The 19,627-nt window shown below is 63.8% G+C and carries 17 protein-coding genes; 14 read left to right on the top strand and 3 right to left on the bottom strand.

Annotated features, from left to right (window positions below; all coding sequences use genetic code 11):
* Positions 1-167: 167 nt before the first annotated feature.
* Positions 168-1,730 carry a glycoside hydrolase family 68 protein gene (locus tag DIE16_RS00820; RefSeq protein WP_124484917.1) on the bottom strand — a complete coding sequence of 521 codons (1,563 nt, stop codon included), beginning with the start codon at positions 1,728-1,730 and terminating at the stop codon, positions 168-170.
* A gap of 167 nt (positions 1,731-1,897) precedes the next feature.
* Between DIE16_RS00820 and DIE16_RS00825 the strand changes: the two genes are divergently transcribed.
* From DIE16_RS00825 to DIE16_RS00845, 5 genes are all read left to right on the top strand, one after another.
* On the top strand, positions 1,898-2,932 hold the full coding sequence (locus DIE16_RS00825; protein WP_124891622.1) for a substrate-binding domain-containing protein: 1,035 nt from the start codon (positions 1,898-1,900) through the stop codon (positions 2,930-2,932).
* Positions 2,933-3,302: 370 nt separating this feature from the next.
* A complete protein-coding gene (locus DIE16_RS00830; RefSeq protein WP_044843008.1) occupies positions 3,303-3,989 on the top strand; it encodes a type 1 glutamine amidotransferase domain-containing protein in 687 nt (228 codons plus the stop codon).
* A gap of 145 nt (positions 3,990-4,134) precedes the next feature.
* Entirely contained in the window at positions 4,135-5,244 is a 1,110-nt protein-coding gene (locus DIE16_RS00835) for an NADH:flavin oxidoreductase/NADH oxidase (protein WP_044843009.1), read from the top strand.
* Between the two features lie 159 nt (positions 5,245-5,403).
* Positions 5,404-6,474, top strand: coding sequence for an AI-2E family transporter (locus DIE16_RS00840; RefSeq protein WP_124891623.1), 1,071 nt, complete (start codon positions 5,404-5,406; stop codon positions 6,472-6,474).
* Positions 6,475-6,693: 219 nt separating this feature from the next.
* Entirely contained in the window at positions 6,694-7,068 is a 375-nt protein-coding gene (locus DIE16_RS00845; RefSeq protein WP_044843011.1) for a hypothetical protein, read from the top strand.
* A gap of 39 nt (positions 7,069-7,107) precedes the next feature.
* On the opposite strand, the gene DIE16_RS00850 is transcribed toward DIE16_RS00845, so the two are convergent.
* Positions 7,108-7,902: an SDR family NAD(P)-dependent oxidoreductase gene (locus DIE16_RS00850; protein WP_124484914.1), complete on the bottom strand. Its 795-nt coding sequence runs from the start codon at positions 7,900-7,902 to the stop codon at positions 7,108-7,110.
* Positions 7,903-8,420: 518 nt separating this feature from the next.
* Between DIE16_RS00850 and DIE16_RS00855 the strand changes: the two genes are divergently transcribed.
* From DIE16_RS00855 to DIE16_RS00895, 9 genes are all read left to right on the top strand, one after another.
* Complete coding sequence (locus DIE16_RS00855) at positions 8,421-8,672, top strand: PAAR domain-containing protein (RefSeq protein WP_124891624.1); 252 nt, start codon at positions 8,421-8,423, stop codon at positions 8,670-8,672.
* A 20-nt stretch (positions 8,673-8,692) separates the two neighbouring features.
* Complete coding sequence (locus DIE16_RS00860; protein WP_124891625.1) at positions 8,693-11,191, top strand: type VI secretion system Vgr family protein; 2,499 nt, start codon at positions 8,693-8,695, stop codon at positions 11,189-11,191.
* A 20-nt stretch (positions 11,192-11,211) separates the two neighbouring features.
* A complete protein-coding gene (locus DIE16_RS00865) occupies positions 11,212-13,554 on the top strand; it encodes a peptidoglycan DD-metalloendopeptidase family protein (RefSeq protein WP_124891626.1) in 2,343 nt (780 codons plus the stop codon).
* Positions 13,518-14,207 (top strand): hypothetical protein, encoded by a 690-nt coding sequence (locus DIE16_RS00870; RefSeq protein ID WP_124891627.1) that lies wholly within the window; start codon positions 13,518-13,520, stop codon positions 14,205-14,207. The genes DIE16_RS00865 and DIE16_RS00870 overlap by 37 nt, the downstream gene beginning before the upstream one ends.
* 77 nt (positions 14,208-14,284) lie before the next feature.
* Positions 14,285-14,800, top strand: coding sequence for a hypothetical protein (locus DIE16_RS00875; RefSeq protein ID WP_124891628.1), 516 nt, complete (start codon positions 14,285-14,287; stop codon positions 14,798-14,800).
* A 56-nt stretch (positions 14,801-14,856) separates the two neighbouring features.
* Entirely contained in the window at positions 14,857-15,630 is a 774-nt protein-coding gene (locus DIE16_RS00880) for a hypothetical protein (protein ID WP_124891629.1), read from the top strand.
* Positions 15,627-16,328 (top strand): hypothetical protein, encoded by a 702-nt coding sequence (locus DIE16_RS00885; RefSeq protein WP_124891630.1) that lies wholly within the window; start codon positions 15,627-15,629, stop codon positions 16,326-16,328. The genes DIE16_RS00880 and DIE16_RS00885 overlap by 4 nt, the downstream gene beginning before the upstream one ends.
* A 124-nt stretch (positions 16,329-16,452) precedes the next feature.
* Positions 16,453-17,685, top strand: coding sequence for a type VI secretion system protein TssL, long form (gene tssL / locus DIE16_RS00890; protein WP_124891631.1), 1,233 nt, complete (start codon positions 16,453-16,455; stop codon positions 17,683-17,685).
* A gap of 324 nt (positions 17,686-18,009) precedes the next feature.
* Positions 18,010-18,858 (top strand): AraC family transcriptional regulator, encoded by an 849-nt coding sequence (locus tag DIE16_RS00895; RefSeq protein WP_124484913.1) that lies wholly within the window; start codon positions 18,010-18,012, stop codon positions 18,856-18,858.
* 54 nt (positions 18,859-18,912) lie between these two features.
* Here the strand turns inward: DIE16_RS00895 and DIE16_RS00900 are convergent, their stop codons facing one another.
* The gene (locus DIE16_RS00900; RefSeq protein ID WP_124484912.1) at positions 18,913-19,518 is read right to left on the bottom strand and encodes a LysE family translocator; all 606 of its coding nucleotides are present in this window, start codon (positions 19,516-19,518) and stop codon (positions 18,913-18,915) included.
* Positions 19,519-19,627: the final 109 nt, after the last annotated feature.

The following is a 19,627-nucleotide window of genomic DNA, read 5'->3' on the forward strand; positions in this document are numbered from 1 at the left end:
AAGGAACGCGCACGCCGCTTGCGACGGCGGCATGCGCGATTTCTGCGAAGGAGGGAGGCGGCGCGCACGCGACACGCATGACGTGCGCCGCCTCGACGCGGGCGGTGCCCGCCGCGTTCGTAGCGAGCCCTTTACGGACTCGTCACGGGCGGGTGCCCGCGTCGCCGTCAGTGACCGGCGCCCGTCGCCGGCAGGTTCGCCGGGATGTCGCCGTAACCGCCGAGGCCGCCACGTCCGTACGTGCGGTCGACCGCCGTCGACGTGCCGTTGATGTTGACCTTCACCGTCGGCGCGAGCGTGCCGCCGCGACGCGGGCCGATCGCATCGATGAACGACTCGACGAGCCCGCCCGGCATCACGAAGTGCGAATACGACTGGAATTCGCGCGGGTTCTGGTTCGGGTCCTGCGAATACGGCGCGCCGGCCGGTGCGGAGAAGTCGGTCGGGTTGCCGAGCACGAGCCCGCTGCCGCCGTTCAGCGGCAGGAAGTCGCTGCGGATGCCGTTGCCGACGAAGCCGTAGACGCCGTCCGGCCCGTCGACGCCCGCGGCCATCGTCGTGCGGTGGCTGATCGTGAACAGGTAGTACTTGCCGTCCTTCAGATAGATCTGCGGGCGCTCGGTCTGGTCGTCGACGCAGTTCGCCGACAGGATCGGCGGCAGGAACTTCCATTCGGTCAGTTGCGGGTTCGTCGCGACCGCCAGGCCGACGTTGGCCTTTTGATACACTGCGCCCGAGTTCATCACGGCGTTGAGGTCTTCGCGGTACGGATCGTTCGGCGCGTAGCCGAGGTCGGCCTCGGTGCAGGTCCGGGCGCCGCGCTGGCCGCCCGTGTTGCCTTCGAACACCATGTAGGTCTTGCCCGGATGCGCGGGGTCGGTGAACACGAACGGATCGCGGAACGAGAAGTAGGTGTTCTGCTGGCCGGTCTGGTAGTAGTTGCCGTCCGGCTGCAGCAGCGCCTTGTGATCGTCGAAGCCGCTGAACCACACGTGCTTGTCGTCGGCATGGATATGACCGTCGGCGCGCGTGATGATCGCCTGCGGCGGCGTGATGTCGGCGCCGCCGGGCGCCGAGCGGTTGAACGACGTCGCGGTGTAGTACAGGCTGACGTTGTCGCCCTGCGTGAGGCGCGCGGAGCCCGACCATTCGGCGTTGTTGGTCATCGGCGACGTGCCGAACACCTTGACGCTCGCCCCGTCCGGGAACAGGTGGCCGCCCCAGGTCCAGCCGCCGTTCGCGGGCCGCTGCGACGCGGGAATGCCGGCGCGGCGGTAGAAGAAGCCGATGCGCGCGTGGACGTGACGATCGTCGAACGTGTAGCCGGCATGCGGGTCGGCCGTGAGCGAGAAGATCACCTCCCAGCCCTTGTAGCTGAGCTGGTTCGCGCGCAGGTCGGCGAGCGGCCAGGTATCCCAGACCCACACGTTCGAGTTGATCAGCGGGAAATCCTGCGGGATGTCCGGCATCGTCAGCGCCTGCGGCAGCGAGTTCTTGTCGGCGCCGGCCGTGTGCGACTGCGCGACGATCTGGCGGATGTCCGCGCGGGTCCAGCGCATCGTGAAGTTGCCTTCGGGGTCATAGGCCTGCTGCGTATGCGGCGTGGGCGCGGGGGCGCCGGTGCTCTGCGCATGGGCGACGCCCGACGCGGACGCGAAGGCGGCCAGTGCCGCGCCAGCGAACAGCAAACGTTTGGCCGCGGTCGCGCGGCAAAAAGGAAAGTAAGTCATGTAGGCGTAGTTTCCGTTGACGGTGAGAAGGAACTGCTGACGGGATATCGATATCCAAACCGGTTTGGATGCTAATTCAAACCGGTTTGGACGTCAAAAGATAAATATTTGACGGTAATAACTACCATTCGGCAATAATTGCTGCGCGAGCGGCGCGGCCGAATGGCATGCACAACGCGAGGAGCGACGTGAAGGTGAATCTGAAGGCACTGTCGGATGCGCTCGGGCTGTCGCGCACGACGGTCAGTCGGGCGCTGAACGGCTATGACGACGTGAGCGAGGCGACCCGCGAGCGCGTGATGAAGGCCGCGCGCGACCTTGGCTATGTCGCGGATCCGACCGCGCGCCGGCTGGCGACGGGGCGCTCGGATGCGATCGGCATCGTGTACCCGTTCGGCGCGGGAGATCTCGGCGATCCGCGCTTCGGCGAGGTCGTCGCGGGCATCACCGAACGGCTCGCCGAGCGCAATCTCGACTTCATCATCGCGGCCGCGCGGCCGAACGCCGAACTGGACACGTATCGCCGGCTCGTCGACGGGAAGCTCGTCGACGGGCTGATCGTCGCGCGCACGCTGGTCGACGATCCGCGCCTCGCGTACCTGCGTTCGCAAGCGTTTCCGTACGTCGCGTACGGCCGCACGCAAGCCGCCGAGCCCTACGCATGGTTCGATTTCGACAACGAGGCGGGCGCGCGCGATGCGGTGCGGCGCCTGATCGGCTTCGGTCATCGCCGTATCGCGATGATCAGTGCGCCGCTGTCGCTCAATTTCGCGATGCAGCGTCGCGCCGGGTATCTTGCGGCGCTGCGCGAGGCCGGTATCGCGCCCGATCCGGCACTGCTCGTCGAGTGTCCGTTTACGCGCGAGGGCGGGCAGCAGGGCGTGCAGGCGCTGCTCACCCGGGCCGAACGACCGACCGCGCTGCTGGTCGACAACAACATCGTGGGCGGCGGCGCGTTCCGGGCGCTGATCGACGGCGGCTTGCAGCTTGGGCGGGACATGTCGCTGATCGTCTACGACGGCGTGCCGCCGGACGTCGCGCATCCGCATCGCGTGACGGCGGTGGTGCAGCCGACCGGACATGCGACCGGGTGTGCGCTCGCGGACCTGATGCTGGCGTTGCTCACGGACGGCGTTCGCGGCCATCGGCTCGAGATGCCGGTGATCGACGCCGGCGATACGGACGGGCCGCTGCACGGGTAGCCGACGCGGCGCGAACCGGGGAGCGGGGCGCGCTCCGCAACGGCCGTTGCGGCACGCGCTCCGTCGCAAAAGCCATGACGGCGGCAGGGCCGAATGCCGGGTTTCTAGACGACCGGTCTAATTCGACGCTATCATCCAGCCTCATGAAATGTGACGTCGCGAAAATGCCATATCGCGCTGCGATGCTGGGCGCGCAGGTGATGCCGTCGCTTTTTTTCGAGCCATTTCTAGACGACTGGTCTATTAGGCCTGGCAATATTTTTGGTACGGAGCCGGCACGTTGACGCGCGCCAGCGGCCTAACCCGCAGGCGCGCCGTCGCCGCCGCCGCGACGCGGCCCCGTTCCCCCATTTATAAGGAGTGTCCGATCATGAAGATTCTGGTTGTCCTGACCTCGCACGACACGCTCGGCGACACCGGCAAGAAGACCGGCTTCTGGCTCGAGGAACTGGCCGCGCCGTATTACACGTTCAAGGATGCGGGCGTCGAGTTGACGCTCGCGTCGCCGCAGGGCGGCCAGCCGCCGCTCGATCCGAAAAGCAGCGATCCGTCCGCGCAGACCGACGCGACGCGCCGCTTCGACGCGGATCCGGCGGCCAAGGCCGAACTCGCCGCCACGCGCAAGCTGGCCGAGGTGTCGGTCGACGATTACGACGCGGTGTTCTATCCGGGCGGGCATGGCCCGCTGTGGGATCTCGCCGAGGACCTGCATTCGATCGGCCTGATCGAGCGCGCGCTGGCGGCCGGCAAGCCGGTCGCGGCCGTGTGCCACGCGCCGGGCGTGCTGCGCCACGTGAAGGACCCGAAGACCGGCGAGTCGGTCGTGCGCGGCAAGCGTGTGACGGGCTTCACCAACAGCGAGGAAGCGGCCGTCGAGCTGACGGAAGTGGTGCCGTTCCTCGTCGAGGACATGCTGAAGACCAACGGTGCGCAGTTCGAGCGCAGCGCCGACTGGGCGCCGCATGTCGTCACCGACGGGCTGCTGATCACGGGGCAGAACCCCGCGTCGTCGGAGCCGGCAGCCGAGGCGCTGCTCGCGAAGCTCGGCCGTCAGTAAGCCGAGCCCGGCGCCGGCATGACCGGCGCCGGATGGTTTCCGTCGTCGGGCGCGACCGTCCCGGCGACGGCTCGCATCGTTCCGCCGTGCGCACCGCGCGGCGGCTCAGCCGGTCGTTTCGCAGAACCAAGCAAAGGAGTGGTGGATGTCTGCCCTGTTCGAACCGTTCAAACTCAAGGATGTCACGCTGCGCAACCGCATCGCGGTGCCGCCGATGTGCCAGTACGTCGCCGAAGACGGCGTCGTCAACGACTGGCATCACGTGCATCTGGCCGGTATCGCGCGCGGCGGCGCGGGCCTCGTGATCGCGGAGGCGACGGCCGTGTCGCCGGAAGGCCGCATCACGCCGGGCTGTGCCGGGCTGTGGACCGATGCGCAGGCCGCGGCGTTTGCGCCGTCGGTCGCGGCGATCAAGGCGGCCGGCGCGGTGCCCGGCATCCAGATCGCGCATGCGGGCCGCAAGGCGAGCGCGAACCGTCCGTGGGAAGGCGACGACCACATCGCCGACGGCGATCCGCGCGGCTGGCAGACCATCGCACCGTCGGCGGTGCCGTTCGGCGCGCACCTGCCGAAGACGCCGCGCGCGATGACGCACGACGACATCGCCCGCGTGCAGGCCGACTTCGTCGCGTCGGCGAAGCGCGCCCGCGACCTCGGCTTCGAATGGCTCGAACTGCACTTCGCGCACGGCTACCTCGGCCAGAGCTTCTTCTCCGTGCATTCGAACCAGCGCGACGACGAGTACGGCGGTTCGGCGGAAAACCGCGGCCGTTTCCTCGTCGACACGCTGAAGGCCGTCCGCCAGGTCTGGCCGGAGCACCTGCCGCTGACCGCGCGTCTCGGCGTGATCGAATACGACGGGCGCGATGAAGCAACGCTCGCCGAATCGATCGCGCTCACGCAGCGGATGAAGCAGGAAGGCCTCGACATGCTGAGCGTGTCGGTCGGTTTCTCGACGCCCGACGCGCGCATTCCGTGGGGCCCGGCGTTCCTCGCGCCGATCGCGGAACGCGTGCGCCGCGAGGCCGGCTTGCCGGTGTCGTCCGCCTGGGGGATCGATACGCCGCAACTGGCCGAGCGCGTCGTCGCCGAGCAGCAGCTCGATCTCGTGATGGTCGGCCGCGCGCATCTTGCCGATCCGCACTGGCCGTACTACGCGGCCAGGCAGCTCGGGGTCGAGCGGCCGTCGTGGACGCTGCCCGCGCCGTACGCGCACTGGCTCGAACGCTACCGCGTCGCCGACAAGGCGGCTTGAGCACGCGTTGCACCGCGCGGCGGTGCGGCGTTCGCGGCACGCATTTGACGATGCTTGGCAGTGCGTGCGCATGCCGTTGCGGCGTCGATGGATAGAATGGCGGTTCGTACAGGCTCGCGGCCTGCACGACCGCCATTTTTTCATTTCGACCGAGGTGCCATGCGCGCACATGTCTCGCCTTCCCAGGATTCCGCCACGCGGCCGCGTGCCCAGCAGATCGCCCGCGCCGTGCTGTATGCGGCGCTGCTGGTGCTCGCGCTGTGGGTGATCCGCGATTTCCTGCCCGCCATCGCGTGGGCCTGCGTGATCGCGATCGCGTTGTGGCCGCTGCTGAAACGCTTCGAATCCCACCGCTGGTTTCGCGACCGGCCGACCCTGATCGCGACCGTGATTACCGCCGGCGTGTCGCTGCTGGTCGTGCTGCCGGTCGCGATCGCGCTCGCGCAGGCGATCTCGCAGGCGCACGACCTGCGCCTCTGGCTGCATTCGATCCAGGACAACGGCATTCCGCTTCCGGACGTCGTCGGCCGGTTGCCGTACGGTGCCGCGCAGGTCACCGAGTGGTGGCAGGCCAATCTCGGTCATCCGCTGCACGCGGGCAGCGCGATGCATGGCGCGAGCGGCGAGAAGTTCATCGCGTTCGGCCGGCAGTTCGGCACGAAGCTCGCGCATGCGCTGTTCGAGTTCGGCTTCATGCTGGTCACGCTGTTCGTGATCATGCGGGCCGGCCACAAGCTGTCGGGCGCGTTACTACAGGGTGCGCGGCGCGCGTTCGGCCGCGGAGGCGCGGACCTGATCGAACGGATGGTCTCGGCCGTGTACGGCACGGTGACCGGGCTGGTCGTCGTCGGGCTGGGCGAGGGCGCCATTCTCGGTGTCGCGTATGCGCTCGCCGGGGTTCCGCATGCGGCGCTGCTCGGCCTCGTCACGGCCGTCGCCGCGATGCTGCCGTTCTGCGCGCCGATCGTGTTCTGCGGCGCGGCGCTCTGGCTGTTCGTGCAGGGCGCGACCGCGTGGGCCGTCGTGGTGCTGGTGCTCGGCTTCGTGGTCGTGTTCGTCGCCGAGCATTTCGTGCGGCCGGTGTTGATCGGCAGCTCGACCCGCCTGCCGTTCCTGCTCGTGTTGTTCGGCATCCTCGGCGGGGCCGAGACGTTCGGCCTGATCGGGCTGTTCGTCGGCCCCGCGCTGATGACGGTGCTGACCATGCTGTGGGCGGAATGGGTTGCTTGACGACGCCGCCCGTCGCGCCGCTCCGACGCATCGACGTCAGAAGGCGGGCGCGCGAACGCGCCCGGCACGGCCACGATTCGTGACGATCGGGCACGCGCCGGACTGCGTCGGGCAGCGCATCGGACACAAGTCTCTACATTTCTTTTCGATCCGGACCCAAAGGTCGAGTAGCATGGGGCTTTCGATCACGCCGGCATGGCGCAGCAGATTTCACCAAGCATGCGATTGATTCCGATGTCCCGCCCCGCAGCGACGCTGTCCCTGGCCGCCAGCTGCCTGATGCTGCACGGTTGCGCGTGGTTCGACTCGTGGCTGCCGTTCTCGTATTCGCGCACGCCGCTGGCGAGGGCCGCGTCGCGGCACGGCGCGACGCGCGCCGACGTCGTCCGCGCCGGCGGCAACCCGCGCAGCGTGTGGATGGTCCGCAACGGCAGCGGCGTCTGCTACAACTACTTCATCGAGCACGACAACGATCACCGGGCTTTCTTCGTCGTGTTCGACAAGGCCGGTGCGGTCACGCAACACGGCTTCGATACCTGCATGGACGCCGATCGCAAGGGCACGCTTCAATCGGACAAGGCCGCCTCGCGCTAGCGCGGCCGCCATGCGCCGCGCGAGCGTGTCACGCCGTCGTCACGCTATCGTGTCGACCACGCCGCCATCGACGCGCAATGCCGCGCCCGTCGTCGCCGAGGCCTGCGGCGAGCACACGTACACAACGAGATTCGCGACTTCCTCCGTCGTCGCCGGCCGCTGGATGATCGAGCTCGCGCGCTCGCTGCGCACGAAATCGACCGCGACGTCGTCGATGCTGCGGCCCGTGGCGTCGGCCGTTTCCTTCAGCAGCGCCCGCACGCCTTCCGACATCGTCGGCCCCGGCAGGACCGAATTGACCGTCACGCGCGTCCCGGCCGCGAGTTTCGCGAGGCCGCGCGCGATCGCGAGCTGCGCGGTTTTCGTGAACCCGTAGTGAATCATGTCGACCGGGATGTTCAGCCCGGACTCCGACGAAATGAACACGATGCGGCCCGTGTTCCGCGCGAGCATCCCCTTCAGGTAGTGCCGCGCGAGACGCACGCCCGACATCACGTTCATCTGGAAGTAGTGGGCCCATTCGTCGTCGTCGATGTCGAAGAACGCCTTCAGCCCGTAGATGCCCGCGTTGTTGACGAGGATGTCGGCCTCCGGCGTGTGCTGCGTGATGCGCGCGACGCCGGCGGCGTCGGACAGGTCGGCCGCGACGCCGTCGAGGTCCGCGCCGGGTACGGCGCTGCGCAGCTGCGCGAGCGCGGCGTCGACCGACTTGTCGCTGCGTCCGTTGACGACGACGCGTGCGCCCGCCTGCGCGAGCCCTTCGGCGATCGCCAGCCCGATGCCGGCGGTGGAAGCGGTGACGACCGCGGTCTTGCCTGTCAGATCGATGTGCATGAGTGTACCGGTTGGAAGAGGGAACGGAACCCGGCGGGCGTGCCGCGGCGGCCGAATTCAAAGCTTAGGTAAACATCTCGCGTAGCGGATTGATCTCCGTTACGGCGAACATGTTGATAGACAGTCTTCTTGGAAGGCAAAGGGAACAAGTCAGGTTTGGGCTGATTTGCATTATCAAGGCAAAAATGTGCGAGCGTGTAACCGAATGAGAATGCTGGATGGGTCTGGCGCCCAAAGAGATCTTTAAATTTAAAAAACCCGCTACACGCGGGTTTTTTTGATCGAATTTTTATTATCCCGATAGAGGTCATATTGACCAAAGTCTGGCGAAAGTCGATCGATGATAAAGCGACCCGGTGCATCGATTCGATGCTAATTTTCATACTTATCCGATTGTGCCATGAGAAAAAAAGGAGAATTATTTTGGGCACGCTTTATTCATCCACTTCGTGTAGTCGTTCAGCCCAGCGCCGCCGTCGCGTTATCGGTCGGACAGTAAATGCCAAGGGGAAGTTTGCATGAAAAACGAACAGGGTTGCGACATGGCGCAGCTTGGCGATACGACCGATCACGGCGGCAAGATAATCGAGGCGGCCCCCGATCTGAAGCACCTGGGTGTCGCCGTCGCGCTTGACGGCCATCGGGTCGCATGCCCGATGTGCGGCGGCACCTTCCCTATCATCGCCACCGGCAAGCGGACCCATCACGGCATGCGCGTCGCCCACCTGGGCGACAAGACCGGTTGCGGCGCAACCCTGATGCGCGGCTGATTTTCTGCAAGGACCCACCCATGCCAGACTTTCTCCAGTCCCGCACGCTGGCTGTTGCCGGCGCGGCATTGCCGGTATTCAACGGTTCGCCGGTCCTGGTGCCGGCACGTCTGTCGGGTACCGAAACGCTTGGCGAACTGTTCTGCTACACGCTCGAACTGAAGACGGTCGATACGCTGGCGTTCTCGCCGAGCATCACTGCCAATGTCGATCTGGACAAGCTGATTGGCACCGAGGTCACCGTGTTGGTCGAGATCGAGGGAATCGGCATCTTTACTCCCGGCATGCCAGGCAATACCGGCATGGGCAATATCGGCGCGGGAACACGCGAGATCACCGGTCTGGTCACCTCCGCGCGCTTCGTGCGCGAGGATGGCCGCGCGATGGTGTACGAACTTACGCTGCGCCCTTGGCTGTGGCTTGCCACAAAAAATCAGGACTGCCGTCTGTTCCAGGGCATGGATGTGATGGAGGTCACGGATGCCGTGCTGTCCGCCTATATGTTTCCGGTCGAGAAATGGTTGGTCGGGCATTACCCGAAGCGCGACATCCAACGGCAAAACTGGGAGAGCGATTTCGGATTTGTCTGCCGCCTGTGGCAGGAATGGGGCATCTATTTCTGGTTCGATCATGGCAACGGACATCACCGGTTGATCCTCTGTGACTCGATTGGCGCGCACAGACCGCATGGCGAGGCGTACCGTGCGATCCGCTACGAGGCGCCGGGTGGCAAGCGTATCGATCAGGAGCACATCCATGAACTGTCGGTAGAAAACCACCTGACGACCGGACGCGTCACGAGTGTCGATTACGACTATACCGGTCCGCGCGCAGACCTCACGAGCCGCGATGAAAACCCGCGGAACACCGCGCATGCCGGTCAGGAGCATTACGGATGGGGCGACTACGCGCAGCCGCAGGCGGGTGTGAGCGGCCTGTCGGGCGAACATAACGATGCGAAGCGCGAAGCGGACTATCTGATGCGGGTGCGCATGGATGCGCTTCGCTGCACCGGCCTGCGTGCGAAGGGAGCGGGCAATCTGCGTGGCCTCGTGACCGGGCAGACCTTCACGCTGGAACACTACCCGCAGCAGGCGGCCAATCGTGAATACCTGGTCGTCTCCAGCACGCTCACGATCGAGGAAGTGGCCCAGGCGAGCGGCACCGGCCAGCACTACCGTTGCACGACGGAATTCGAAATCCAGCCCACGAGCGAAATGTTCCGCCCGGCGCAGATCCTCACGAAGCCGCGCACGTCCGGCCCGGAATACGCGGTGGTAACAGGTCCCGCGGATCAGGAAATCTGGACCGACGCGTATGGCCGCGTGAAGGTCCGGTTCCTCTGGGACCGGTTGAGCGCGCGCGATCACACATCGAGCTGCTGGGTGCGCGTGTCGTCACCGTGGCAGGGCAACCAGTTCGGTGCGACGCACCTGCCGCGCATCGGCCAGGAAGTGCTGGTGGAGCACATCAACGGCGACCCTGACCTGCCGGTGGTGACGGGGCGCGTGGTGAACGCGTTCAACCAGCCGGCCTGGGCGCTGCCGGACAACCAGGCGCTCTCGGGCTTCCGCAGTCGTGGACTGAAATGCGGCCAGTCGAACCACTTCGTGCAGGACGATACGAGCGGCGAAATCCAGACGCAGTTGTCAAGCGATTACGGCACCTCGCAACTGAGTCTCGGTTTCGTGCGGCGCATCCTGGGCAACAAGGGACGGCAGGACGCACGCGGCAAGGGCTTTGATCTTCGCACCGATTTTTGGGGAGTCGTGCGTGCGGCGATGGGGCTGCTGATCACGACCGAAGCGCGCAACGGTGCGCAGTCGCACGCGAAGGATATGGGGGAGACGGTCCAGCGCCTGACGCAGGCGCACAACATTCACGTGAGCCTGACCAGGCTCGCGCAACAGCATGAAGCGCAGCAGGCGGACGCCGACCAGAGTGAGGTCACGAAGGCGATCAAGACGCAGAACGATGCCATCCGGGGCGGCACGCCGACCCGCGATGATCCGCATCCCGAGATGAGCACGCCGCACCTGGTGGTCGCCAGTCCGGCCGGTATCGAAACGACCACTGCCGGCAGCACACACATTGCGAGTGACGAAAATCTTGCGCTCACGACGGGCGGCCACGTCGGGATTGCCGCGCGCAAGTCGCTTTACGCAAGTGTCGCGGAGGCGTTTTCGCTGTTTGTCCACAAGCTCGGTATCAAGCTGGTCGCGGCGTCGGGAAAGGTGCGTATCGAGGCACAGGGCGACAACGTCGAGATCGTCGCGAAGAAGGTACTTGAACTGATGAGCACGACTGACTGGATCAACCTGACCGCCAAGCAGGGCATCCGACTGAATGGCGGCGGCACTGAACTCGAAATCAGCCCGAAGGGCATTCTCGGCTTCACGGACGGCCAGTTTCTCGTCCATGCGGATGACCATGCGACAGACGCGCCACAGTCGAAACCTGCTGATTTTCCGTCGTTCCCGTCCGGGAAGGTGAATCAGGCATTCCCGTTTTCGCTGTGACCATCGAGGAGTCTTGACCAATGATCATCAGCCCGCCGTTCCTGCCATCCCCATCGTCCGGGACCGGGCATGAAATGGACTCGGCCACCGCCGGTCATACCGTCGTGCCGGAGCACGACATCTGTCAGTCCGGCATGCAGGAATGCGCCCCCGGTAACGGCGCTTATCCGGTCAGCTACAGCCTGGGTTGGCACGGCGGACCTCATCTCGTCGCACCCAAGGCCGCGAATGGCCAGTCCGAGCCGGTGCGCGCGATCGCCGACGGCGAAGTCGTCTATGTCCGCCAGACCGACGCAAGCGAGAAGCCCGCACTGCAGTACCGCAATGTCCGCACTGACGATGGTTGCGTCGTGATCAAACATACGACCGAGATTGGCGAAGGCGATAGCGCAAAAGTCACCTTCTACTCGATCTACATGCATCTGCAAAGCGTCACGGTCAAGCTCGGCAAGCCTGTCTACCGAAAGGACCTGCTCGGTATGCCGGGACAGATCTATGGGCAGCGCGGCCAGATGCATTTCGAGATTGTCTGCGACACGGCCAACCTGAAGAAGCTGGTGGGACGGACGACCGGACCGCTCACCGCAACGCAGGGCCGCACCGACGCGATCTACGGCGATATCTGGTTCAAGGTGCCCAAGGGCCTCAAGTTCTTTGCGAACCGGCCGCATCCTTACCGGCGCGATGACACCGAGCCTCCTCAAGGGCCGCACGCTTCGGTGCAGACACAGCCGGCTGCCGGTACGACGGAGGTCGATCTGCTCATCCAGATGCATTACGAAAGAGGCGATTGCACGCTCACGACGTTGACGCTGGGCAGCGACGGCCGTTACGTTCGGGTTGGCGAACCGGTGAAAACACACGGCTACGAGTACAGCCTGTACGCCGAAGCCATGCGTCTGAACGGGCAGTACCGCGATGGCAGCACCAATCCCGCCGCACCCGCGCCTGCAGCGCCTGCGCCCAGCCTGATTTATGAAATGCTGCGCCTTGGCCGTGCGATCGGCGAGCCGATGCCCGCAAACGTGAAATTCGGCCACTGGCGCAAGATTGCTACGCCAGATGGTACCGGCTGGATCAACCTGAACGCGCCAAAGAACGAAGGTCACTACGGTGCCACGCCGTATGCGGGAATCAGCGTCTACAGCGATGCGGATTTCCCGCACTGGGCGGGCTGGAGTCTGATCGACGACGATGCGACGCCCGACAGCCTGTGCGAGTCGCCAACGATCAAACGCTGGCTCGACCTGGACGGCGATGGCCAGGTTACGTATGCGGAAGCGAAAGAAGCGCTGCATAGCGGTGACGTGCAGAAACGCATGGCGCAGGCGATCTGCAAATTCCCTGTTGAATGGGCGAAGCAGGATATCGATACGCGCTGGGGATGGCTCAAGTCGCCGCATGAGGCGCTGGCGACACCGCTTACCGGGGAAGACTTCCACACACTGACGGCGCACATCGAAGCGCTCGCGTTCTGGGAGGACATCCAGACTCCGGACCTGCCGTCTGCTGCCGAATGTTGGCACCTGCCGCCGAAGGAAATCATCGGACACCTGAGAAAATGCACATGGCTGAGCAAGGCCGAGATGCAGCAGTTGCTGCCGATGCATATCGTCCGCAAGGATGGGCATGGTCAACACCATTGGGAACCCGTTCCACATAACGGCCGTACTGATGCAATTATTCAACGCTATCGTGCCGAACTAAACAAGTCGCTGCGGAAGTACGGTATTACCACGCCATCTCGCATAGCAGCATTTTTTGCACAGGCGACGGTTGAAAGTGACTGGTTCAGGTCGCTCGAAGAGGGGGGCGGAAGAAATGCCGCATTGCATAACGGATGGTACGGGCGGGGCTTCCTGCAACTGACCGCGCCCCACGGCGACCTGAATCACGGCAATAACAACTACTACAACTACTTCCGGTGGCGTGGGCGCGCGCCAATTCCGATTCCACCGACCAGTCAGACTCTGCAATGGCGTCAGGATGTTGCTAATAACCCGGACGATGCCGCGCAAAGCGCAGGCTTTTACTGGACCAAGCTCCAATTCAGCTCGTCCTCGCCTCATGCGACTGAAACTGCGTTGCAGTACGCGGACGAACTACACCCTAACGTGCGCCATAGCGTGTCGGTGGTGCATGGTCAGCAGGCGTACTACAGCAACGAAACTGCACGCAGGACGGCCGCGATGGTTAACATTCCGGGCGCGGTCTATGGCCACTACTCTGTTAACGGACTTACCGATCGTTACAGCGCTTATGCGAACGCGCTCGTAGTACTAACCGATACGCCATCATTTCCCGATGCACATGGAGTTGCGAAAGAATGGCCGGAAAACTTCCAGCGGAGAACTTCGTGGTAAAGCTTTCAATATTGTTTGGATGTATGGCCCTTCTATTTCTGGCCGTGACGTCATCCGCTTATGACCCAAAGGTGATTTCACCGATCGTGCACGTGGCGAATGTCGGTGCCTGCGAATTCAAGCTTACCGATACCTTTGGTGGAGAGTTGAGAGCCAATCCTAGCGGCTCGCCCCCCTATGCTGACTATAACGTGGAGCTAAGAAGAAAGACTCTTCCGAACGCCTTCCATATTCAGTTTGGATGTGACACGCGCCCTCCGGTGCAGGTTTGCCGCGAATTCGGTGGTGTGGAGCATACCGCCCACGGTTGGGTCGCGTGGGATACCTTGGATCAGGGGCCGCCGCCCAAAGCCGCTCACGTAGAAGTGCGCGAACTTCGCAGCGTCAATGGATCAGGCGCGGTGCGTATCGAAAGCGATACAGCGGGCGACGAGCAAAACCGCGGCAGAAATCTCGGCTTTTGCTTAACGTCACTCAGCGGAGCAACCTTATTTGGAGGAACGTCTGTCGATGCTCTCTACGGCAAACACAAAAGCGTCGAGCCTGAGGTCATGCAACTGCTGCGCAGTATCGAATTCATTGATACGTCAGGCGATGGCGCTCGCGGTGCATCGGCTACAGTTCCATCACCGACAGTCCGCCCGCATCAGTAACCACCGTGCCATTGGAGGCTACGCCGGCTCTGCTCTGGCGCAACCTCTCTATATATTTGATCGACTACGAGTACAACTTGTATGCGGAAGCCATGCATCTGAACGGGCAGTACCACGACGGCAGCACCAAACCCGCCGCGCCCGCCCCTGCGGCACCAGCGTCCAGCCTGATTTACGAAATGCTGCGCTTTGGCCGTGCAGTTGGCGAGCCGATGCCGGGGAACGTGAAATTCGGCCACTGGCGCAAGATTGCCACGCCTGATGGTACCGGCTGGATCAACCTGAACGCGCCAAAAAACGAAGGTCACTACGGTGCCACGCCGTATGCGGGAATCAGCGTCTACAGCGATGCGGATTTCCCGCACTGGGCCGGCTGGAGCCTGATCGATGACGATGCGACACCCGACAGCCTGTGCGAGTCGCCAACGATCAAACGCTGGCTCGACCTGGACGGCGATGGCCAGGTTACGCATGCGGAAGCGAAAGAAGCGCTGCATAACAGGGACGTGCGGGAACGCATGGCACAGGCGATCTGCAAATTCGAGCCGACGACTGCTGGCATTTTCCGCCAAAGGCGTTTATCGAACACCTGAGAAGGTGCAAATGGCTGAGCGAAAGCGAGTTCAGGCAACTCGTCCCGAAGTACGCGATGCGCAAGCACAATGGGACCATGTTGTGGGAGCCTGTGATTAACCGTTATAGCATTGAGCTTGGAACACTCCCCAGAAGACAGCTTGTCCCAATCAATCGAATGTTGCGCACCTTCGGCATCAATACACCACAGCGGATGGCGAGCTTTTTCGGCAATGCGGTCCAGGAGACGCAGTGGCTAACGAAACTGGCAGAAGGCGCGACGACAGCCCGCTACGCGCCGTGGGACGGTCGAGGCTTCCTGCAATTGACCTGGCCGAAAAACTATCTTGACTACTGGGATTTCAGGGGAAGGTCCACGCAGATTCCCGACCCCGCGCGTGCCTCATTGCTGACTGCGCAGCAGCAGGCTGGCACTACACGAAACAACGCGCCATTGCGTGCTGCGGATCACCAACTGACCCCAGACATGCTTAGCTGGCGAGATGACGTTGCTGATTCGAAAAAGGTTGACGCAGCCTGGAGTGCGGGCTTCTACTGGGCCAGCCTGAACATGGTAAGTCATGCTGATGAGTCACACGTTCTGGAACGGGTGATCGTCGCGACCAATGGCGGACAGAAGTGCTATTACCGCAGCCCCAGCTTCTGGAAGGCGTCAGCGGCGGTAAATCTACCCGGCGCAATCGGCGATCTGTACTCGGCCCGTCTGAACGGCTTTGAGGCCCGCTGTGTGGCCTATGCAGTCGCGTTGTCGGTGTTAGGCGAAACAAAGTTCCCGGCGCAAGGGCAGCCCGGCGAGACGCCGGAAAATCAGATATTGAGGCGCGTATGACGAAGCGAAAACAGGTTGCACTAAAGCTCCTTCAAATGATCAGGACCGTGATTAGAGCGGCGGTTGGATTCTGCCTGACGTTTTGCTGGGCCACCTCCGTACATGCTGAACAGCCGACCAAGGAAGTCAAGCAGATAGTCGTTACCACGGATGGAGTTCAATGCCCGATCAGACTTGTCGACCCTTATAACGCCCGTGTTACCGAAACGAGATATGTACTCGACCACTTTCCGTATCGACGAACGGGGCTCGGGGAACTTTATCTACAGTTTGAGTGTGTGAATTCTAATGACGCTGAGGCAATCCGAAATATTGTTCCCGCATCATTTGACGAAAACGGAAAGCAATGGAAAGAGGATTTTTCTGCGTTGTCTGCTGAAGACGTAGCCTTGCTGAAGCCGGTCACTCGGATATTTCCTCTGGAGGCAGCAAATAGCATGGGCATCGCCGTAACTCAAGAGCAGACGAACGGTGATCCAACGACGCGTGACCGCCGGTTTGCGTTTTGTTTGCGCCATCCCCCGGTCATGCTATGCGGCGGCACACCACAAATCGCTCGTCCCTTTTACCAGAAAAGCGACCTCTTGCCTTTCGCTCTAACCGTAGTCAAATCGATAGAGTTCATCGACACGCCAGACGATGGCGCTCGCGCTGCATCGGCTGCGACTCCATCACCGGCAGTCATTCCGCCCAAATGACCTTCGGGTCAACGCCGCCTACGTCGCGTTTTTTCCCGGAGCGTTTCAACAAACCGTAAAGAGAGCCAACGCTGCGTGCCTGACCGCACCCTGCGCCATACCTATCTGAAAGAGTTTCTTGCCCATGAACACTCGACCCAGCGAAGCCTCAACACCGCCTGACGTGCCCAAGGAGATTCCACTGCCGGAACCTTTTATCGAACGCCTGGCAGCGGTTCGCGCCCACCGGAATCCGTTGCTGGAAGCGGCCCGGCCGCTGCTGCGCGCCCTGGCGGATATACCGGAATACCTTGATACGGACGCTATCCCCGCGCTGCGTTCGCTGCTCGCGCAGGAAATGCGCACATTCCAGAAGCTGTGCGAGCAGGCGAATATTCGGCGCGATCACATGATCGGTGCGCGTTACTGCCTGTGCACGGCGCTCGATGAGGTGGCGATGCAGACGGCCTGGGGGCAAAGCTGCGAAAACGGGGTGGCGTGGATCACGAACGGCCTCGCGACAGTCTTTCACGAAGACCGTCAGGGCGGCGAGAAGATTTATCTGCTGATCGGGCGGCTGATGAACGATCCGGGCGAACACCTCGATCTGCTCGAAGTGATCCATCGCGTACTGAGTCTCGGCTTCGAGGGCCGCTACCGACTGGAAACGGATGGTCACCGCAAGCACGAGGCCGTGAGGCAGCGGCTCTACGATGAGATCACGTCGCGGCGGGAACCCGTGCCGGTGGCGCTGTCGCCGAACTGGCGACCGGATACGAATGGCAGGCGCGTGTCGTTCTACAACTTCCCGGTATGGATCACGGTCTCGGTGCTGTCGGTGGTCCTGCTGGGCATGTATGGCTATGACAAGTACCAGCTTGCGACCCGCGCGGCCGAAGTCCAGAAGCAGATCGCCGACATTGGCCACATGAGGCCGCCACCCGTATCGCAGGCCCTGCACCTGAAACAACTGCTGAAAAGCGAGATCGTAGCGGGCACCGTGAGCGTCGCTGAGGATGCGCACCACAGTTCGGTGACGTTCCGGGGCGATGCGATGTTCCCACCGGGTGGTGCGTCAGTGAAGGCGACGATGGCCCCACTGATTGCGAAGATCGCAGGCGAGATCGCCAAGGTGCCGGGCCAGGTGACGGTAACCGGCTACACGGACAACATACCGATCCGCAGCCGGCAGTTTGCGTCGAACCAAGCACTGTCTGACGAGCGTGCGACGCAGGTGATGCAGATGCTGCAAGCTGCCGGCATCCCGGCCAATCGTCTCGAAGCCGTCGGCAAGGGCGATGCCGATCCGGTCGGCGACAACAAAACCACCAATGGGCGTTCGCAAAACCGACGCGTTGAGATTGTCGTCACGCGGTAGAGCTAAAGCGCGATGCCTGTACGTGGGGGGCTACATGCTCATGCAGCGGTTCTGACGCTGGCCGCTACAGGCGTATCCAGAGGCGGTTTGAGCGTTGACCGTGATCGCGTCATATAGATTGGCGACTTGCTGCAATGCCGTCGGCCGCATAGATCGATGTGCATGAGTGTACCGGTTGGAAGAGGGAACGGAACCCGCCGGGCGTGCCGCGGCGGCCGAATTCAAAGCTTAGGCGATCCGCACGCGAAGCGTCGGGTCGCGGTTGCGTCGCGTCGCGCAGTCTTGTACGGTGTGCGTTCGCCGTCCAATCCGGGAGCCTGTCGCGTGAGCCGTTCCGCCAACCCCCTCGCCATACCGTCGCCGTTCTGGCGCGACGCCGCGCTGCCGTTCATCGAGGCGCGCACCGTCGACGACGGTCGGACGATCTGCTACGCGAAGCACACGCACGACACGTTTTCGCTCGGCGCGATCGTCGGCGGCACGAGCACCTACCTGAACGGCGCGACGAAGGAGCACGTCGGGCGCGGCGTGCTCGTGATCATCGATCCGGAGCAGGTGCATGCGTGCAATCCGTACGGCCCCGACGCATGGGCGTACCGGATGGTTTACGTGGACGTTCCGTGGCTCACCCGCCTGCAGCATTCGCTCGGGCGCGACCCGAACCGCGATTTTCACGGCTTTTCGCCGAAATTGACGGAACGGCGCGACCTGTTCGCACGGTTCGGCGGCTTTTACCGCACGCTCGTGGCGCCCGGTGTCGATCCGCTCGGCAAGGAGAGCGCGGCGGTCGAGTTCTTCACACGGCTGCACGGCGCGCTCGATCGCGAACTGCCCGACGCCGCCCGGCGCGGGGCCGACAACGCGAAGCTCGCGCGCGCGGCCGACTACATCGCCGCGCATTGCCGTCAGGCCGTCTCGCTCGATGCGATCTGCGCGGCCGCCGACTTGTCGCCGTCCTACCTGATCCGCGCGTTCAACGCCCGCTACGGGATGACGCCGCATGCGTTCCTGATCGACCGCCGCGTGCAGTACGGGCGGGCCGAGTTGCGCCGCGGCCGGCCGATCGCCGACGTCGCGCTCGATGCGGGCTTCGCGGACCAGGCGCATTTCCAGCGCGCATTCCGGCGCATCGCGGCCGCCACGCCGGGGCAGTATCGAAGCGCCGCGAGCTGACCGGCGAACCGTGCGGCGGTGCCGGCGCCGCGACCACACACCGAAACAACGGCACTAAACGTCGAGCAGATAAAGCGCGCTGCCCGCGAGCAGCAGCGCCATCGCGCGGTTGAACAGCCGCATCCGCCGCGCATTCGCGAGCCGGTGCCGCAGCGACGCACCCGCATACGCCCAGCACGCGATCGACGCAAAGCAGATCACCAGATACAACGCCGCGAATTGCCACACTTGCGCGGGCTCGCCGTCGGCCGCATACGCGCCCATCGCAGCCACGCACGCGAGCCACGCCTTAGGATTCAGCCATTGCATCGCCGCGCCGGCCGCCGCCGACGGGCCGGCGACGTTCGGCGCAGCCGGATCGTCCGGATCGGCCGACAGCCGGCCGTCGTCGAGCGCGAGCCGCAGCGCGAGGTAAAGCAGGAACGCGATCCCCGACCACTGGGTGACGGTGGTCAGCATCGGCCAGCGCGCGATCACCGCGTGCAGCCCGAGGCCGATCAGCAGGAACAGCGCGACGAAGCCGAGCGTCGCGCCGGCCGCATAGCGCAGGCTCGCGCCAAGGCCGTGGCGTGCGCCCGCGCTGAGCGCGACGATGTTGACGGGACCGGGCGTGATCGACGACGCCAGCGCGAACGCGGCCATCGAAACCAGCATGCTCATTGATTGCCTCCATGCGAATGTCAAAGTCGCATCGAGACTAAAGAAGCCGTGCAGGTCCGTATTGAAGAAAACTGCCCTCGGCGGCGCTGTCGGGATTCACGTCACGCTG

The sequence above is a fragment of the Burkholderia sp. Bp9090 genome (assembly GCF_003857985.1).
Lineage (GTDB): Bacteria > Pseudomonadota > Gammaproteobacteria > Burkholderiales > Burkholderiaceae > Burkholderia.

Coding starts and splice junctions, on each gene's coding strand:
- tssL (WP_124891631.1), top strand. CDS start 16,453: ATGAACACTCGACCCAGCGAAGCCTCAACACCGCCTGACGTGCCCAAG.
- DIE16_RS00860 (WP_124891625.1), top strand. CDS start 8,693: ATGCCAGACTTTCTCCAGTCCCGCACGCTGGCTGTTGCCGGCGCGGCA.
- DIE16_RS00880 (WP_124891629.1), top strand. CDS start 14,857: ATGCGCAAGCACAATGGGACCATGTTGTGGGAGCCTGTGATTAACCGT.
- DIE16_RS00885 (WP_124891630.1), top strand. CDS start 15,627: ATGACGAAGCGAAAACAGGTTGCACTAAAGCTCCTTCAAATGATCAGG.
- DIE16_RS00835 (WP_044843009.1), top strand. CDS start 4,135: ATGTCTGCCCTGTTCGAACCGTTCAAACTCAAGGATGTCACGCTGCGC.
- DIE16_RS00900 (WP_124484912.1), bottom strand. CDS start 19,518: ATGAGCATGCTGGTTTCGATGGCCGCGTTCGCGCTGGCGTCGTCGATC.
- DIE16_RS00845 (WP_044843011.1), top strand. CDS start 6,694: ATGCGATTGATTCCGATGTCCCGCCCCGCAGCGACGCTGTCCCTGGCC.
- DIE16_RS00825 (WP_124891622.1), top strand. CDS start 1,898: ATGCACAACGCGAGGAGCGACGTGAAGGTGAATCTGAAGGCACTGTCG.
- DIE16_RS00850 (WP_124484914.1), bottom strand. CDS start 7,902: ATGCACATCGATCTGACAGGCAAGACCGCGGTCGTCACCGCTTCCACC.
- DIE16_RS00830 (WP_044843008.1), top strand. CDS start 3,303: ATGAAGATTCTGGTTGTCCTGACCTCGCACGACACGCTCGGCGACACC.
- DIE16_RS00840 (WP_124891623.1), top strand. CDS start 5,404: ATGCGCGCACATGTCTCGCCTTCCCAGGATTCCGCCACGCGGCCGCGT.
- DIE16_RS00865 (WP_124891626.1), top strand. CDS start 11,212: ATGATCATCAGCCCGCCGTTCCTGCCATCCCCATCGTCCGGGACCGGG.
- DIE16_RS00855 (WP_124891624.1), top strand. CDS start 8,421: ATGAAAAACGAACAGGGTTGCGACATGGCGCAGCTTGGCGATACGACC.
- DIE16_RS00820 (WP_124484917.1), bottom strand. CDS start 1,730: ATGACTTACTTTCCTTTTTGCCGCGCGACCGCGGCCAAACGTTTGCTG.
- DIE16_RS00870 (WP_124891627.1), top strand. CDS start 13,518: ATGGCCGGAAAACTTCCAGCGGAGAACTTCGTGGTAAAGCTTTCAATA.